This window comes from Neobacillus drentensis (assembly GCF_036966985.1).
Lineage (GTDB): Bacteria > Bacillota > Bacilli > Bacillales > Cytobacillaceae > Neobacillus > Neobacillus drentensis_E.
Genome location: NZ_JBALSN010000247.1, coordinates 1 through 16,612, shown reverse-complemented (window position 1 = coordinate 16,612; position 16,612 = coordinate 1). Strand labels below are relative to the sequence as shown.

General features: G+C 37.6%; 18 protein-coding genes. 5 read left to right on the top strand and 13 right to left on the bottom strand.

The window, feature by feature from the left end; all coding sequences use genetic code 11:
• Positions 1 to 189: 189 nt before the first annotated feature.
• Together lexA and V7659_RS16660 are read left to right on the top strand one after the other, a co-directional pair.
• A complete protein-coding gene (lexA, locus tag V7659_RS16665; protein WP_026566598.1) occupies positions 190 to 813 on the top strand; it encodes a transcriptional repressor LexA in 624 nt (207 codons plus the stop codon).
• 200 nt (positions 814 to 1,013) lie between these two features.
• Positions 1,014 to 1,304 (top strand): DUF4257 domain-containing protein, encoded by a 291-nt coding sequence (locus tag V7659_RS16660; RefSeq protein ID WP_335540940.1) that lies wholly within the window; start codon positions 1,014 to 1,016, stop codon positions 1,302 to 1,304.
• A gap of 59 nt (positions 1,305 to 1,363) precedes the next feature.
• Here V7659_RS16660 and V7659_RS16655 read toward each other — a convergent pair whose 3' ends face one another.
• The 5 genes from V7659_RS16655 to rfbF all read right to left on the bottom strand — a co-directional run bounded on the left by V7659_RS16655 (position 1,364) and on the right by rfbF (position 5,936).
• The gene (locus V7659_RS16655; RefSeq protein ID WP_335540939.1) at positions 1,364 to 2,416 is read right to left on the bottom strand and encodes a glycosyltransferase family 61 protein; all 1,053 of its coding nucleotides are present in this window, start codon (positions 2,414 to 2,416) and stop codon (positions 1,364 to 1,366) included.
• A gap of 82 nt (positions 2,417 to 2,498) precedes the next feature.
• Complete coding sequence (locus tag V7659_RS16650) at positions 2,499 to 3,425, bottom strand: NAD-dependent epimerase/dehydratase family protein (protein WP_335540938.1); 927 nt, start codon at positions 3,423 to 3,425, stop codon at positions 2,499 to 2,501.
• A 75-nt stretch (positions 3,426 to 3,500) separates the two neighbouring features.
• Positions 3,501 to 4,049, bottom strand: coding sequence for a dTDP-4-dehydrorhamnose 3,5-epimerase (rfbC, locus tag V7659_RS16645; protein ID WP_335540937.1), 549 nt, complete (start codon positions 4,047 to 4,049; stop codon positions 3,501 to 3,503).
• Positions 4,046 to 5,143 (bottom strand): CDP-glucose 4,6-dehydratase, encoded by a 1,098-nt coding sequence (rfbG, locus tag V7659_RS16640; protein ID WP_335540936.1) that lies wholly within the window; start codon positions 5,141 to 5,143, stop codon positions 4,046 to 4,048. Before rfbG ends, rfbC (V7659_RS16645) begins: the two co-directional genes overlap by 4 nt.
• Before the next feature lie 16 nt (positions 5,144 to 5,159).
• Positions 5,160 to 5,936 carry a glucose-1-phosphate cytidylyltransferase gene (rfbF, locus tag V7659_RS16635; RefSeq protein ID WP_335540935.1) on the bottom strand — a complete coding sequence of 259 codons (777 nt, stop codon included), beginning with the start codon at positions 5,934 to 5,936 and terminating at the stop codon, positions 5,160 to 5,162.
• Positions 5,937 to 6,202: 266 nt separating this feature from the next.
• Here rfbF and rfbC (V7659_RS16630) point away from each other — a divergent pair, with 266 nt between their 5' ends.
• The gene (gene rfbC / locus V7659_RS16630) at positions 6,203 to 6,772 is read left to right on the top strand and encodes a dTDP-4-dehydrorhamnose 3,5-epimerase (RefSeq protein ID WP_335540934.1); all 570 of its coding nucleotides are present in this window, start codon (positions 6,203 to 6,205) and stop codon (positions 6,770 to 6,772) included.
• A gap of 140 nt (positions 6,773 to 6,912) precedes the next feature.
• Here rfbC (V7659_RS16630) and V7659_RS16625 read toward each other — a convergent pair whose 3' ends face one another.
• The 5 genes from V7659_RS16625 to hflX form a co-directional block, all read right to left on the bottom strand.
• Entirely contained in the window at positions 6,913 to 7,167 is a 255-nt protein-coding gene (locus V7659_RS16625) for a hypothetical protein (RefSeq protein WP_335540933.1), read from the bottom strand.
• A 290-nt stretch (positions 7,168 to 7,457) separates the two neighbouring features.
• Positions 7,458 to 8,792: a type I glutamate--ammonia ligase gene (gene glnA / locus V7659_RS16620; protein ID WP_283878428.1), complete on the bottom strand. Its 1,335-nt coding sequence runs from the start codon at positions 8,790 to 8,792 to the stop codon at positions 7,458 to 7,460.
• A gap of 37 nt (positions 8,793 to 8,829) precedes the next feature.
• Positions 8,830 to 9,234 carry a MerR family transcriptional regulator gene (locus tag V7659_RS16615; RefSeq protein WP_335540932.1) on the bottom strand — a complete coding sequence of 135 codons (405 nt, stop codon included), beginning with the start codon at positions 9,232 to 9,234 and terminating at the stop codon, positions 8,830 to 8,832.
• Positions 9,235 to 9,367: 133 nt separating this feature from the next.
• Positions 9,368 to 10,639, bottom strand: coding sequence for an aminotransferase class I/II-fold pyridoxal phosphate-dependent enzyme (locus V7659_RS16610; protein ID WP_335540931.1), 1,272 nt, complete (start codon positions 10,637 to 10,639; stop codon positions 9,368 to 9,370).
• Between the two features lie 11 nt (positions 10,640 to 10,650).
• Positions 10,651 to 11,913 carry a GTPase HflX gene (gene hflX / locus V7659_RS16605; RefSeq protein ID WP_335540930.1) on the bottom strand — a complete coding sequence of 421 codons (1,263 nt, stop codon included), beginning with the start codon at positions 11,911 to 11,913 and terminating at the stop codon, positions 10,651 to 10,653.
• Between the two features lie 193 nt (positions 11,914 to 12,106).
• On the opposite strand from hflX, the gene V7659_RS16600 reads away from it, so the two are divergent.
• Complete coding sequence (locus tag V7659_RS16600; RefSeq protein ID WP_144549324.1) at positions 12,107 to 12,712, top strand: trimeric intracellular cation channel family protein; 606 nt, start codon at positions 12,107 to 12,109, stop codon at positions 12,710 to 12,712.
• A 55-nt stretch (positions 12,713 to 12,767) separates the two neighbouring features.
• On the opposite strand, the gene spoVK is transcribed toward V7659_RS16600, so the two are convergent.
• From spoVK to miaA, 3 genes are all read right to left on the bottom strand, one after another.
• Positions 12,768 to 13,715 (bottom strand): stage V sporulation protein K, encoded by a 948-nt coding sequence (gene spoVK / locus V7659_RS16595; protein ID WP_335540929.1) that lies wholly within the window; start codon positions 13,713 to 13,715, stop codon positions 12,768 to 12,770.
• A 202-nt stretch (positions 13,716 to 13,917) separates the two neighbouring features.
• Positions 13,918 to 14,148, bottom strand: a complete 231-nt coding sequence (hfq, locus tag V7659_RS16590; RefSeq protein ID WP_026566590.1) for an RNA chaperone Hfq — start codon at positions 14,146 to 14,148, stop codon at positions 13,918 to 13,920.
• A 26-nt stretch (positions 14,149 to 14,174) separates the two neighbouring features.
• Complete coding sequence (gene miaA / locus V7659_RS16585) at positions 14,175 to 15,131, bottom strand: tRNA (adenosine(37)-N6)-dimethylallyltransferase MiaA (protein WP_335540941.1); 957 nt, start codon at positions 15,129 to 15,131, stop codon at positions 14,175 to 14,177.
• Positions 15,132 to 15,438: 307 nt separating this feature from the next.
• On the opposite strand from miaA, the gene mreBH reads away from it, so the two are divergent.
• Positions 15,439 to 16,446: a rod-share determining protein MreBH gene (mreBH, locus tag V7659_RS16580; protein WP_335540928.1), complete on the top strand. Its 1,008-nt coding sequence runs from the start codon at positions 15,439 to 15,441 to the stop codon at positions 16,444 to 16,446.
• Positions 16,447 to 16,612 lie beyond the last annotated feature (166 nt).

Sequence of the window (16,612 nt, the reverse complement as noted above, 5' to 3'; positions counted from 1 at the left end):
GCATAGGAGTATTTGTTCCATAATTTTTTCATATAAAAACACCTCTACTAAGAATATATGTTCGTTTTATAATTTGATTATAAATCGAACGTTTGTTTGTTGTCAACTATTTTTCGAACTTATGTTTGTATAAAAAATACGAACATGGTATAATAAAGTCAACAAAAACCAGACGAGGTGGATTTTATCATGGCTAAAATATCAAAGCGGCAGCAGGATATCTTAGACTTCATTAAAAGTGAGGTTAAGAGTAAAGGATATCCCCCTTCAGTTAGAGAAATTGGAGAAGCAGTTGGACTTGCATCCAGCTCAACTGTTCACGGTCATTTAGCAAGGTTGGAAAGCAAAGGACTGATTAGACGGGATCCAACCAAACCAAGAGCAATTGAAATATTAGAAGCAGATGTAGCAGCACATATACCAAGAAACGCGGTAGTAAATGTTCCCGTGGTTGGTAAAGTAACTGCAGGATTACCAATTACAGCTATTGAGAATGTCGAAGAGTTTTTCCCGCTTCCAGAGAGTCTTGCACCAGCCGATGAACAAGTGTTCATGCTAGAAATCATGGGTGAGAGTATGATAGAAGCTGGGATACTAGATGGAGACTACGTCATTGTAAAACAGCAGCCAACTGCAAATAACGGTGATATCGTTGTAGCTATGACCGAGGAAGATGAAGCCACTTGTAAGAGATTTTTTAAAGAAAAAGATTACATACGCCTACAGCCGGAAAATTCTACAATGGACCCTATTATACTAAGGAATGTTTCAATTCTAGGAAAAGTTATTGGCGTTTATCGGCATATTCATTAATAGAGAGTTTGCACTATGGTGCATGCTCTTTTTTATGTCACTTTATTGGGAAAATTTTTCATTTTTATCATATCATGTATTTTATATAGTGAAAATTCAGTATTTTTACTCATTCTCATGTTGTTAATGTTTGATATAATTGTACTACACCAAGATTTACCTTAGGTCCAAAAAATTAGGCTTAAGGAGGTTGAGAAACAGTGTTTGTCGACATTATTTTCTCTATAGTAATTGGTGGAATGGTTGGTATTGTAGGACATGTTCGTAAGCACGGAAAAATCATCATGCCAAGGAAAACGAAAAGATTCATTTATCTCGGCTTTTTAGAAGAGCTGCTCCTAGGTGCGGTTGCTGCGCTTATTCTTACTGTATATACTGCGCCCAATTCATTGGTGGAAAATATCCTTTTTTCGGTTATAGCAGGAATTGGCGGTGATTCTGTTCTTACTATAATCAAACTACTAAATCAGACGGAAAAGAATAATGAATAAATCAAGAAAAACGCCATGATACAATTCGTATCATGGCGTTTCTCATCAATGAATGGTTTTTATGTTAACTTTCGATAAAATTCAAAAAACCTAGACTCGTCGACAATAATATCATGAAAACCTGCCCAATCAGATGTACCCACGGGTGTTTCAATTATATGATGATAATCTAAATTATATAGTTGACTAATTAGATAATAATGCGGGTTTAGAAAATTGGATGGGAAAATCTCAATTACCTTGGTTCCTGGGTTGCAAAAGACAAGATTGGTAAGACCAGCTCCAGTAGGAGCAATAACAAAATCTGCCTGTGCAAATAATTTTGCTTTATCGGCTATGCTAATTTTCTCTAATTCATATCTTTCAAACCCATCGTTTTTCAGGTAATTAAATATCACATCTTCATTGAGAATCTTCCTATTCGATGTTCCAGCTCCATTTCTAGTAATATATATTTTCTTATTCCCTTTTTCAAAATTGGTATTAGGCGGAAGAAATTTATTTCTGATGAAATCACATGCCCATTTTGGTGTGACGTAATATTGAGAAGGTATAATCAAATTTTTTATGCTCAAATGGGTCTTTTCATCAGGTACGATGATTTTGTCAGAAGGTATTCCGAATAGGTTCAGTAGTTCGTGTTCATTTGGAGAATTGACAATATATTTCTCTATATTTAACCCACTTTGTTCCAAAAGGTGAATTCTAGGTATTGTATCTATTAACCAATGGTAATAATTATAAATGAATGTGTGTGTTAAAATGGCTGCGTTATTTACATTTCTTGAAATGGGAAACAATTTTTCTTTTTGAAAAAGAGTATGTTCTTCTGGTTTTTGCCATACCCGTTCGAATGAATAATCATGAATTATTTTATTATCGTTTGAAATTATGGCTCCCCGCTCCCCAACTACTCTCGCTTCTTCTAATACAGCAACATATGCTTTTTCAAAATAAGCGGGGTTCCACCAATTATCCAATTGGGAGAGCATTCCTATATATGCATTTGGCCCAAGTTTAAATTCTTTAATGTGTTTTGGTACCTCAGTTGGTGGATAAATTTCTTTAAAATAATTCATATTGCTTTTTTCTGAAAAAATAAATTCATTCAAAGTTTTGTAGAACCCTTTTGGAAGCAGACTTCGATTGTTTTTCACAGTACAGTCCTCCACTTTTTAATATCAGTTTACAACTTTATGAATTTTGTTTTTTATTATTTAGTAATGTTAAGAACTTTACTACAAACTCTGAAATATGTTCTTTTGGTTTGTAAATCTTATTCAGGTATAAACTTTCGTAATTAAAAGAGTTTATTTTCATCGTTTCTTTAACAGATACTGGAAGAATGACATTCACTTTTAGATTAAGATAATCATGTGCCTTATCTTTTACGAGTAAGGCCAATTCACGAATAGTAAAAGTTGAGGGTCCGGGAAGGTGAAGGAGGGAAACATCATGATCTTTATTTACGATTTCTAAAATAGTGTTTAAAATATCCAGCACAGAAATAAAATTTCTCATTTGCATTCCTGTTGTATTTAGTTTTATTTGCTTTTTTTCTATAGCTTCCTTGCAAAATGCAAATGGAACTAATGTCCATCTATTAAATTGAGTAAGGTTACTTGGGATTTCAAAAAAGTTTGTCGGGCGAAGAACATACCCCTTTAACATTCCCAGCTGCTCGTACATATGGACATATTCTTCTGCTTGAAGATGACTTAGACCATAATCATTTAATGGGCTGGGTTTCGTTTCTTCATTTATTACTCCTGCGGGATTGCCAAACACATGAAAGGTTGAAAGATAAACAAATTTTTTTATTTTATTTTTTACACAAAAATCCAGCGCAGCTTTGGTACCTAAAATATTCTGCGAAATGCTTTGATATGGTTGATGAATGCACTTTACTTCATGTGCTGCGGCTGCATGAATAAATAAATCAATTTTTTCGTCTGTTTTTATCTTTCCAAATTCAATGGGTTGATCCAAATCAAAATGAAAATCTGCATCGGGATATCTGGTTGCCCTTAACACATTCCAGCCCTTTTCTAAAAAAAATTCACATGCAATTTGCCCAAAGAATCCGTTTGCACCAGAGATAAGTACCTTATTATTTGTCAATTTTATAAAGACCTACTTTCTCAAATTCCAATTCCTAATAGATGTTATTTTCAATTTTATGTTGATGCCGTACAATTAATCATTATATTTAAAGGGACTTTCGTACTCCCAAAAGTTAGACAAATTTATGTCTCTATTAGATAACTTTGGATTTTTATTTGGCCAAGGAATACCCACGGAATCCCATTTAATCCCACTATCATGTTCGGGGGAATATACGGAAGTAACATTATAAGACATTATTGCAATTTCACTTCTCACATAAAAACCGTGTGCGATTCCTGATGGCACATAGACCATTCGTTGATTTTGTTCATTCAGATCAAACAACTCATATTTTCCAAAGGTTGGCGAACCTTTACGCAAATCGACAACTACATCTAGTACATCTCCCGAAAGACAGAATACCAGTTTATCATGATCAAATGGCGGGGTTTGGAAATGTAGACCCCTTAATACTCCGTTATAGGAATATGAAAAATACTGTTCAGTAAATTCTGTTTGAAGCCCAAGTCTAACAAACTCATCATGGTGATAGGTTTTTATAAACTTTCCACGATCATCTTCTTGTTTATTTGGATTAACTAAATAGCAGCCTTCTATTCTTGTTTTTTCTATTTTCATTGTTTATTACCCATCCCTGACTTTTGTTCATATTCTTCAATTTGACCTAAACAAACTTTTTTTAAGTCTTGTTTCATATTAAAGGCCTTTGTCCATAATATGACCTTATCTATAGCTTCTTCAATGGCCCAACATGGCTCCCAGCCTAATAGCTGCTTTGCCTTGGAACAATCCAGTTTTAAGATTTTCGCTTCGTGATTATCATTATCTCCCTCAATCTTAATATTAGCGGGTTCCCCCCATTCTTTTATAAACATATCAACAATTGTTTTTACAGATAATGCATCTTTTTCGGATGGACCAAAATTCCAGCTGCCTTGATACAAGAAGTCGTCATCATATAGTTTTTCAGCTAGCAGGAGATATCCGCTTAGAGGTTCTAAGACGTGCTGCCATGGTCTTAGTGAATTTGGATTTCTTATAATCATTTCTGTTTTAGTAAGACAGGATCTTACACAGTCCGGTATTAAGCGATCAGTGGCAAAGTCACCGCCGCCAATTACATTACCCGCTCTTGCAGATGCTAGCGTGATACCATAAGGATTATTCGGATAAAAGAAAGATTGAAGATAACATGAGGTAACTAGTTCCGAACAAGCTTTGCTATTAGAATAAGGATCATAGCCGCCCAATTTATCATCCTCTCGATATCCCCATAGCCATTCTTTATTTTCATAACACTTATCAGAAGTTACGTTAACTATCGCCCTCCTTTTATTTGAATTTGTCGAAAGAGCCCTGACAGCCTCAAATACGTTAACGGTTCCTAGTACATTTGTTTCATATGTTTCAATTGGATTGGAATAGGATTCTCTTACTAACGGCTGTGCAGCTAAATGGATAATTATATCTGGGTCAAAGGTTGAAATCACACTATTTAGTAACGAATAATTCCTTATGTCACCAATTACCGAATTTGTAATCTCGTTGATCTTACATAAATCAAATAAATTGGGATTCGAAGGAGGGTTTAAGGAATATCCAGTAATATTAGCACCTAACGAATGGAGCCATAGGCAAAGCCATGATCCCTTAAATCCTGTATGGCCTGTAACAAAGACTTTTTTTCCCTTCCAAAATTCTTTATTTATCATTGCCATGAACCTCATTTCAACTCCAAATTTTCCAAGGCGCTTTTTCTGATTTCCAGAGCTCCTCTAAGTAATTTCTATCTCTTAAGGTATCCATGGGTTGCCAAAAGCCGGTATGCTTATATGCCATTAACTGACCTAGTTCGGCAAGCGTTTCAAGTGGATCATTCTCTAGAACTGTTTTTTCATTTTCAATAAAGTCAAATATTTCTGGCTGAAAAACAAAAAATCCGCCGTTAATCCATCCGCCATCGCCTTTTATTTTCTCTTTAAATGCCAAAACTTCTTGTTTCTCTGATAAGTCCAATGAGCCAAATCTCCCGGTTGGCTGAACAGTAGTAAGTGTTGCGAGTTTTCCATGTGATTTGTGAAATTTTACAAGCTCATTGATATTAACATCGCCAACTCCATCACCATAGGTTAATAAAAAAGGTTCATTTCCAATATATTTTTGAACCTGTTTTACCCGTCCTCCTGTCATTGACTCTAATCCCGTTTCAGCTAAGGTAATTTTCCATGGCTCTGCTTTTTGATTATGAACGATACTTTGGTTTCCATGATTGAAATCCACTGTCACATCCGATTTATAAAGATAATAGTTTAGAAAATAATCCTTTATTTTATAACCTTTATAGCCCAGACAGATAATAAATTCATTAAAGCCATAAAACGAATAGATTTTCATAATATGCCAAAGGATTGGGCTATCACCAATTTCTATCATAGGTTTAGGTTTTAAATGAGACTCTTCACTTATTCTGGTTCCAAATCCACCAGCAAGAATGACTACCTTCATTCTTACCACCTCTCATTCATATGAAAGTAATGTTTGTATCATCACTAAAAAGTCATTTCCTTTGATGCTTCGAGGATTCCGTACACTGCTATCTTATCTATATTCATTAAAAGTAAAGTTGTTCAAGCTCCTATTAATAATGGGCTTTTATATTAATTGAACCAAACAAGTTTCTAAAGTATCTATGTGAATACACATTTCACTACTGAGGGATTGAGTGCATAATTTAATTTATAAGTGAGGTGTTAAAGGGGAGTTGCATAACAATGCTTAGTAATTACAAATTCTTGTCGACTAATATAGAAGATCTCATTCTGGTCGAACCTTTTACTGTATACGATGAAAGAGGGTTTATGAAAAAGACCTTTGAAAAAAATATATTCTTAGAAAACGGTATTAATTTTTTGCCTATAGAAGAAATGGAGACAACATCAAAAATGGGTGTTTTAAGGGGCCTTCATTTTCAAAATAAACATTCTCAGGCTAAGCTAATTCGATGTGCAAAGGGCAAAATCCTTGATGTAGCTGTAGATTTAAGAATTGGCTCTTCAACCTTTGGGCAACATTTTTCTGTGATACTATCATCAGAAAATAAGAGAATGCTTTATATTCCTAGGGATTTTGCACATGGTTGTTTAACATTAGAGGACGATACGACATTCTATTATCTTTGTGATAATAAATATCTCCCTGAACACGATTCCGGAATATTGTGGAATGATAAGGATTTAGCAATCGACTGGGGATTAATGGATATGAATGAAATTATTTTATCTAAAAAAGATAAAAAATTGCAGACCTTTCAGGAGTATAAAACACTTCAGGGGATTTTTTAAGTTATCTTTCATGAGCCCTTTACTCGTGTTACGTGTACGATAGAAAGGCTGTGAAATTAAAAGTCCTAAGCATAGAACGTCAGGGCTTTTCAAGTGGCATTATAATTGAAAGGAGCAGGCAGCGCCGCCCCTTCTCATGTCTATTTGGCAATCCGTGCCTGTATTTCAGATAATTTCACCTTAAAAAAGGCTTTATAAACTTCCGTGTCTTTTTCTCTAAAGACGGAATGGCTCACATAATCTCCTTTTAACGTTCTACGTTCCTCATCAAATAGAAAACATTTCTGACCTTTTGCCCCTGATTCTAGCAAACTTAAAATAAGATCCGGTTTCTTATACGTCTTTTCACGAAGTATTTCTTGGGTTTGAGCATTATATATTTGCAGTTTATACAATTAAAGCACCTCCCAATTGTTTTCAACTTAAGCATATAATATATATGAGAAGCAGAACGTAAATAATTGTGAATTTTTCAAGAAATAAAGAAATTAAAGATATCTTTGGGGGATTGTCGACCTGATTTAAACGTTATGAGTAATTTAGGTCGTCAATCAAGGCTATTATCGACTGTAGTTAGATATTAGGAACAATCCAAGTCGTCAATCAATGGACTGCTTCCAAATCTAATGTGAAAAACTACATCAAAAAAACCCTACCGCATAGTGCGATAGGGTCTTTAAGGTTATTAATACATGCTCATATATTGATCGCGTTCCCATTGGTGAACGACAGTGCGGAACATATCCCACTCGATTTCTTTTGCTTCAACGAAGTGTTCCATAATGTGCTCGCCTAGACCAGACACGATTACTTCGTCAGCTTTTAATTGATCTAATGCTTGAGCTAATGTTGCTGGAAGATCGACGATGCCTTCTTCGATTCTTTCTTCCTTACTCATTACATAGATGTTTCTGTCAACTGGTGCTGGAGGAGTTAATTGGTTTTTAATTCCGTCTAAACCAGCTTTTAGAAGGACAGCCATTGCAAGGTATGGATTTGCAGATGGGTCTACGCTTCTTACTTCCACACGTGTACTTAATCCACGTGAAGCAGGGATACGAATTAATGGTGAACGGTTTCTAGCTGACCAAGCTACATAGCATGGTGCTTCATAGCCAGGAACTAAACGCTTATACGAGTTTACAGTTGGGTTTGTTACCGCTGTAAAGGCTGGAGCGTGCTTTAGAATTCCTGCGATAAATTGACGAGCTGTATCGCTCATTTCTAAGTCGCCGCTTGGTTGATAGAATGCATTTTCTCCATTTTTAAATAATGAAAGGTTCATGTGCATTCCAGATCCATTTACTCCGTATAATGGTTTTGGCATGAATGTAGCGTGCAATCCATGTTTACGAGCAATGGTTTTAACAACTAATTTAAACGTTTGGATTTGGTCACATGCTGTTAATGCATCTGCATATTTAAAATCAATTTCGTGCTGACCTGGTGCTACTTCATGGTGAGAAGCTTCAATTTCAAAGCCCATTTCTTCTAACTCAAGCACGATATCACGACGGCAGTTTTCACCTAAATCTGTTGGCGCTAAATCGAAATAACCGCCTTGGTCATTTAGCTCTAGACTTGGTTCGCCTTTTTCATCTAATTTAAATAAGAAGAATTCCGGCTCAGGTCCTAGGTTAAAGTTAGTGAAACCTAACTCTTCCATTTCTTTTAATACTCTTCTTAAGTTATTACGAGGATCCCCTTCAAACGGTTTTCCTTCTGGAGTATAAATATCACAAATTAAGCGGGCAACTTTCCCTTTTTCAGCTGTCCAAGGGAATACTACCCATGTATTAAGGTCTGGATAAAGTAGCATATCAGACTCTTCAATTCGTACGAAACCTTCGATAGAAGATCCGTCAAACATCATTTTGTTATCAAGTGCTTTTTCTAATTGAGAAATTGGAATCTCCACGTTTTTAATTGTTCCAAGGATGTCTGTGAATTGTAAACGAATAAATTTTACGTTTTCCTCAACAGCTAATCTTTTAATATCTTCTCTTGAATACTTTGCCATTTTCTTACCCCCTATTTTTTGAGAAGATGCTCCCAATTTAATGGAAGAATCTTGACATATCTCCCTGACGTAATGATGATCGGTTGTTTCGGCCTGAATGCATCATTTCGTTTCGTAATAGTTTTCTAAGTTGTTCATCCGTTAATTCGCGTTTGGACTTCTCTGTTTGTTGTTCGATAATGTTCGATTGTTGTTGTTCTTTAATTAGGAATAATTGTTTTATACCAGCCATGTTAACACCTTGATCAATCAAATCCTTAATTTCTAGAAGCCTATCAATATCATTTAAGCAATATAGACGTCTATTCCCTTCGGTTCTAGCTGGAGAAATCAATTGGTGTTCTTCGTAGTATCGAATTTGCCTGGCTGTAAGTTCCGTTAACTGCATGACCGTTCCGATCGGGAACAGCGGCATGGAACGGCGAATTTCTTTTCCACTCACCTAATTACTCCTCCCTTCGGGTTTGTTTATAATGCTATTATATTTCGTGTTAGAAAAGTTGTCAATGATATGTTAGATTTTCTTACATGAAATTTACTTAATAAATGGACAACTCAAAAATTACTTGCAATCCCTAGAACAGGTCCATTAATCCTTTTTCAGTCAAATGATCAATCGCGAGGCAAACAGCCATTTTTACATGGGCATATGTTAAACCACCTTGTACATAGGCTACATATGGCGGTCTAATCGGTCCGTCTGCAGTGAGTTCAATACTTGCTCCCTGGATAAAGGTGCCCGCAGCCATAATCACGTCGTCCTCATACCCTGGCATATAGCTCGCATGTGGAGTAACATATGAATTAATCGGCGAAGCAAATTGTATGGCCTGACAAAAAGCAATCATTTTATCACGGTCATCGAACTGTACAGATTGAATTAAGTCTGTTCTGTTCGCATCCCATTTGGGCGAGGAATTCATGCCTAATTTCTCCAGCATTGCTGCTGTGAACACAGCACCTTTTAAGGCTTGGCCTACCACATGTGGGGCTAGGAAAAAGCCTTGGTACATTTCTTGAAGACTATAGAGGGATGCACCAGCTTCAGCCCCAATCCCAGGTGATGTCATCCGATATGAACATGCTTCTACCCATTGTTTTTTCCCAACGATATAACCGCCAGTCTTTACTATTCCGCCACCAGGATTTTTGATCAGCGAGCCAGCCATTAAGTCCGCTCCTACATGACAGGGCTCCGTCTCTTCTACAAATTCTCCGTAGCAGTTATCCACAAATACAACGACATCTGACTTAATTTCTTTCACATACTTAATCATTTCACCAATTTCAGCAACTGTAAAAGAAGGTCTTGTGTCATAACCCTTGGAACGTTGAATCCCAATCATCTTTGTATTCGGTTTTATTTTTTCAGATACTTGATCCCAGTTTATTTGCCCTTCATTTGTCAGGGCCACGCTATCATAAGAAATGCCAAATTCCTTTAAAGAACCGACCCCATTCCCACGAAGTCCGACGATTTCTTCCAAGGTATCATACGGTTTGCCCGTAATATAAAGGAGTTCATCCCCAGGGCGAAGAACACCAAATAAGGCGATGGAAATGGCATGGGTACCAGAAATGATTTGCGAGCGAACCAATCCTGCTTCACCGCCAAAGACATCTGCATAGACCATTTCCAGCGTATCTCTTCCTATATCATCGTAGCCGTATCCCGTTGACGGGATAAAATGAGAGTCACTGACACGATGTTTTTGAAAACTCTGTAAAACCCTAAATTGATTGGTTTCGATTCTTTCGTCAATTTCCTTATGTACCCCAGTGATTTGTTGTTCAACTTCTCTAACGATTGGCTGGAGTTTTTCCCCATTTTTTAACTGTTGAAACATGCATGAATCTCCTATCTACTTTTATAATTCAGTAATTTGCCTGTAATTTGATGATCCTGCAGCGAAAATCCCTTACAGTGATATAACTGACTTTCTTCATCAAAGGAAAGTCCTCTTAAGATGGTCTCATTTTTTAATTGAGAGAGCAGTTTTCCCTCGGTAGAAGGAACGGCTACCTCATAAGGGACCATCAATTCCATCACAACTTGCTCTATTTTTTCTTTTAACGAATGGCGGTCATTTTCGTCAAAAGCACTGATAAATGCTGTCGGTGTATCCGCGGTTGGAACAAAATCGGCATGCTGGATATCCCTCTTATTGTATACCGTTATTTGCGGGATATCTTTCACTTCCAAGTCATCTAACAGCTTTCTAACCGTTTTTTCATGATGGAAATAATCCGGGTTGGACATATCCACCACATGAAGGAGTAGATCTGCTTCCTTTACTTCCTCGAGGGTGGACCTGAAGGCAGCAATCAGCGTGGTCGGTAAATCTTGAATAAAGCCAACTGTGTCCGTAATCAATGCAAAGAAACCACTAGGGAGGATCAGTTTGCGTGTCATTGGATCAAGGGTGGCGAACAATTGATTTTCCTCATAGGACTCGGCTTCGGATAAACGATTAAACAAGGTTGATTTACCAGCGTTGGTATACCCAACAATCGCCACCTGAAAGGCCTTATTTTTCTTCCTTCTTTCTCGGTACCGATCCCTGTGCTGAACGATTACAGACAGCTGACTTTTAATTTCATCAATACGGCGGCGGATGTGACGGCGGTCTGATTCTAACTTCGTCTCACCAGGCCCTCTTGTACCAATTCCGCCACCAAGACGAGATAATGCGGTCCCTTGACCAGCAAGGCGAGGCAGTATATATTGCATCTGGGCTAGTTCTACTTGTAGTTTCCCCTCTTTGGATCTTGCTCTTTGTGCAAAAATATCTAAAATTAGCTGGGTACGGTCAATTACCCGAGCATTTAGTTCTGTCGCAAGATTTCTCTTTTGGCTGGGAGAGAGTTCGTCATTAAAAATAACAACATCTGGCTCGAGTTCCTCCACCAGTGCATTTAGTTCTTCTACCTTCCCTTTACCTATGTATGTCGCTGGATGACGGCGCTCTCGTTTTTGAACGACAGATACCAACACTTCACCCTGGGCGGTTTCAGTTAATGCCTCTAACTCCTCCATTGAATAGTGAAAACGTAAGTCATCGTCCCCGCTGGTTTGGCAGCCAACCAGGATTACTTTCTCTTTCGTTTCTTTCTGTTCCAAAAGGCATCCTTCCTTCCTAAACATCTACCTCTCATCATAACAAAAAAAAGTTATAATCTCTATTTTCTCCAATTCCAGAAAAAACTTATTGTTTTTTTTCTACAACATGATAAAATTTTAATGTTTGAAATCCGTTACATATTTACTATATTAATAGTGTAATAAGAAAATAAACATCAAGGGGATAGCAAAAATGACATGGGATGTTTTAAGTATGATTGGAACCATTGCCTTCGCTGTCAGTGGAGCGATTGTGGCGATGGAGGAAGAATATGATATTTTCGGGGTTTATATTTTAGGAATTGTTACTGCTTTTGGAGGCGGAGCAATTCGAAATCTGTTAATCGGCGTACCAGTATCTGCACTTTGGGACCAAGGATTATTATTTCAAATTGCCTTGTTATCGATTACTGCTGTATTTTTATTTCCAGGCAATCTTCTCAAACACTGGCAAAAATGGGGGAACTTATTCGATGCGATTGGCCTTTCAGCTTTTGCGATCCAAGGTGCCATTTATGGCGTAGACATGGACCGTCCGCTTAGTGCCGTTATCGTTGCTGCAGTCTTAACCGGAATTGGCGGCGGAATCATTCGTGATTTATTAGCAGGAAGAAAACCTATCGTACTTAGAGCGGAAATTTATGCGCTATGGGCCATTTTGACTGGTATATTTATCGGGCTGGGTTTGGCAAAACAGCCATGGGAGTTATATTCCTTATTTATTCTTGTGACCGTTTTACGAGTCCTTTCCTATACCTTCGATTGGAAACTGCCCATTCGTAAGTTTGAAGCAAATTAAAAAGATACTCCAAAAAGAAACGACAGATTCCCAAGAATCTGCCGTTTTTTTGTATTTAATCTTCTTCAAACACAAGATCATTGCTTCGAAGTGTCATTAATTCATGCCGGTCATAGCTATTTAACATAAGCAGCCTCATCGCCTGAGCACGAATTGATTTTTCAATAATATTCCGAACATACCTGCCGTTTGAAAAACTATTTGGGCTTAATACTGCTTTCACCCATATTAAATGTTCTTTAAGCTTTTTTTCTGCTTCATGACTAAATGTGTATTCTCTTTCAATAAGCATTCTCGCTGAAATTTCCATTAATTGTTCGATATTGTAATCTGGAAAATCTATCACTAATGGAAAGCGTGAATGCAGTCCCGGATTAAGGGTTAAGAAATGATCCATCTCCCGAGAATATCCTGCAAGGATTAAAATAAACTCATGCTGTTTATCCTCCATATGCTTAACAAGGGTATCGATGGCTTCTTTGCCAAAATCCTTTTCTCCCCCACGGCCCAATGAGTATGCCTCATCGATAAACAAGATTCCCCCTTGGGCCTTCTTGATTAAATCCCTTGTCTTTTGCGCGGTATGACCAATATACTCTCCCACAAGGTCAGCACGCTCAGCCTCAATTAAATGACCTTTTGTTAATACACTCATTTTTTGAAAAAGCTTGCCAATCAGTCTTGCTACTGTCGTTTTTCCCGTACCTGGATTTCCTTTAAACATCATATGGAGGGCTTGTTTTCTTGCTTTCAAACCCATTTCTTCGCGTTTTTTATTCACATAAATCCAAGCATAAATTTCCTTGATCATCTTTTTCATTTCTTCCATTCCAACCAAAGCCCCTAGCTCGTCTTCAATTTCTTTTAGAGCCGTGTGTTCAGGAGGAATATCCTTTGGAACCACTTGAAAGTCAGGTAACTCTTTTGAAATGGTTTTTCCTTTTTGTGAGTTGAGGACAACACTTATTTGGCCGTTACTTTTCATTCGAATGGGTTGGTCCAAAGCTTTCACCTCTCATTTTCGCCAACAGTTTACAAAGGATGCTTGTTTATGGCCACTCAGAATTTATCCTCTAAATTCCGAACTCAAATTTACTCTTGAGGAATGCATAGTCCTTCAACTAATATGTATTCATATACGTTGAATTTCATTAAAAAAGTTTTCTCAAAAATAAAAAAAGCCCGTAGAATGGGCTCTTAAAAACTTATTGGTTATCCAACTCAAGATGAACGTTTCTTTGCGGCGCAAAGGTTGAGATGGCATGCTTATATACTAATTGCTGCTTTCCTTCTGATTCAAAAAGGACGGTGAAATTATCAAAGCCCTTGATTTGGCCTCTTAATTGGAATCCGTTTAATAAAAAGACGGTCACATGTATGTTATCTTTGCGGCACTGGTTTAAATATTGGTCCTGAATATTGATTGTTGTTTTCATTTGTATTTCCTCCTCTTTTATCTCTACTAATATGTATTCGATTTTACTTTAAGCTTTCCTTCAACACAATGTGAAATTTCCTTTATTTTTTTTGATACATTCTCCACATCGGTCATATCAAACCAAACAACATCCATCTTGTTCCGAAACCAAGTCAATTGTCTTTTCGCGTATCTTCTCGAATTTTGCTTTAAATTGGCTATCGCTTCATCTAATGCAATTTTACCATCAAAGTAAGCAAAAAGCTCTTTGTAGCCAATCGCCTGGATGGATTGACAATCACGTAAACCCTGTTGATATAGACGTTTTACTTCCTCGATGAGCCCTTCCTCAACCATGATATCCACTCGGTAATTAATACGCTCATAAAGTTTCTCTCGTTCCATCGTTAACCCAATAATCGCTGTATCGTACAAAAGGTCTGGTTGTTGTGTATGTTGAAACTCTTGCATGGTCTTCCCTGTCAGATGGAAAATTTCCAGGGCACGAATGACTCTTCTTACATTATTCGGATGGATTTGTGCAGCACTATCCGGATCCACCTCCAATAATTCTTTATACAGAGCTTCATGTCCGATTTCCTTTACTCTTTCCTCCAGCGTAAGGCGATAGGCCTCATCACCTGGCACATCGGAAAATTGATAATCATAAATGACAGACTGTATATACAACCCTGTCCCACCAACAATGATAGGCAACTTGCCTTTTTGAGCAATCTCATCAATCTTAGCCCGAACAAGGAGTTGAAATTCGGCAACCGAAAAATTTTCAGTAGGCTCCTTAATATCAATTAGATAGTGTGGAATACCTTCCATTTCTTCTTGTTTGATTTTCGCTGTACCAATATCCATGCCACGATAGATCTGCATCGAGTCGCCGCTGATAATCTCGCCATTATAGCGTTTAGCCATTTCGATACTTAACTTTGTTTTTCCTACAGCAGTTGGTCCGATGATTACTAATAACTTTTGTTTTGAATCCAATATTTTCACACTGCCTTATCCCATTTTCAGTGAAAGCACGCTTTCGATTCTACTTTCACCCCTTCATCGTAACATAAATTTAAAAAGCAGTTGAACATCAAACTAGTATATACATAAAAGTTCTTTTCTATGCTCCTAATCCACATGAATCATAATTTTTCATTTTCATTACCAAAAAGGAATAATTTTCTTGTAACTTTACAAAAGGATAACGGTTCATTTACAAAGCGCTTTCCACCCCCAACTTTATGATAGACTACGCGTAGCATATCTAGTAACCAAAAATAATGAAATAAGGTGAAATAAGATGTTATCAACTTTTGATATTGGAATTGATTTAGGAACTGCAAATATACTAGTTTATAGTAAAAATAAAGGAATTGCGATAAATGAACCAGCAGTTGTAGCCATCGATACGGTCACCAAAAATGTGGTAGCTGTCGGTCAGGAAGCTAAAGAAATGATTGGAAAAACGCCTGAAAAAATCGTGGCTATTCGTCCTATGAAGGATGGGGTAATCGCAGATTATGACGTAACGACTGAGTTACTGAAACATATCATGCGCAAGGCATCCAAAAAGATTGGATTCGCCGTTCGGAAACCAAATGTGGTCGTTAGTATCCCCTCTGGTTCTACAAGTGTGGAGAGAAGAGCAATCCAAGATGCGGTCAGACAAGCTGGCGCAAAAAAAATCAGCTTAATTGAAGAACCAGTCGCAGCAGCAATCGGGGCAGGAATGCCGGTTGATGAACCAGTTGCCAATGTTGTGGTCGATATTGGTGGCGGGAATACCGAAGTTGCCATTATCTCCTTTGGCGGTGTAGTTGCTTGCCATTCTATTAAAATCGGCGGAGACCGCCTTGATGAAGACATCATTCAACATATTCGAAAAGAATATAATATTCTCATCGGAGAAAGAACAGCGGAAAACATCAAAATGGAAATTGGATATGCCCTCATTGACCACGAGGAAAAATTCATGGACATCCGCGGCCGCGATCTTGTAACCGGTCTGCCAAAAACAATAAAACTATCATCCTATGAAATCCGCGTGGCCATCAAGGAAGCACTTTTGCATATTTTAGAAGCGATTCGTGCCACCCTGGAAGATTGTCCAGCCGAACTCAGCGGAGACATCGTCGACCGAGGCGTAATTCTGACTGGTGGTGGAGCTTTATTAAATGGTATGGAAGCATGGCTAAGCCAAGAGATCGTCGTTCCTGTCCAACTTGCCCCAAACCCTCTTGAATCAGTAGCAATCGGTACTGGCAGGGCCCTGCAGTACATGAGTAAAGTTCAAGCCGCTTTGAAATAAACAGATCAATGGCGAAGCCTGCCATACTCCCCTATATAAAGCTATTAGGATTAAGCTCTTGAATACAACATTTAAGGGTTCCGACGCAAGGTGCTTTTCTTAAAAAACGTGCCGAAATGGCAGTCGTATTGGTATATAAAATAGTTAAACTCGCCAATTGGCGAGT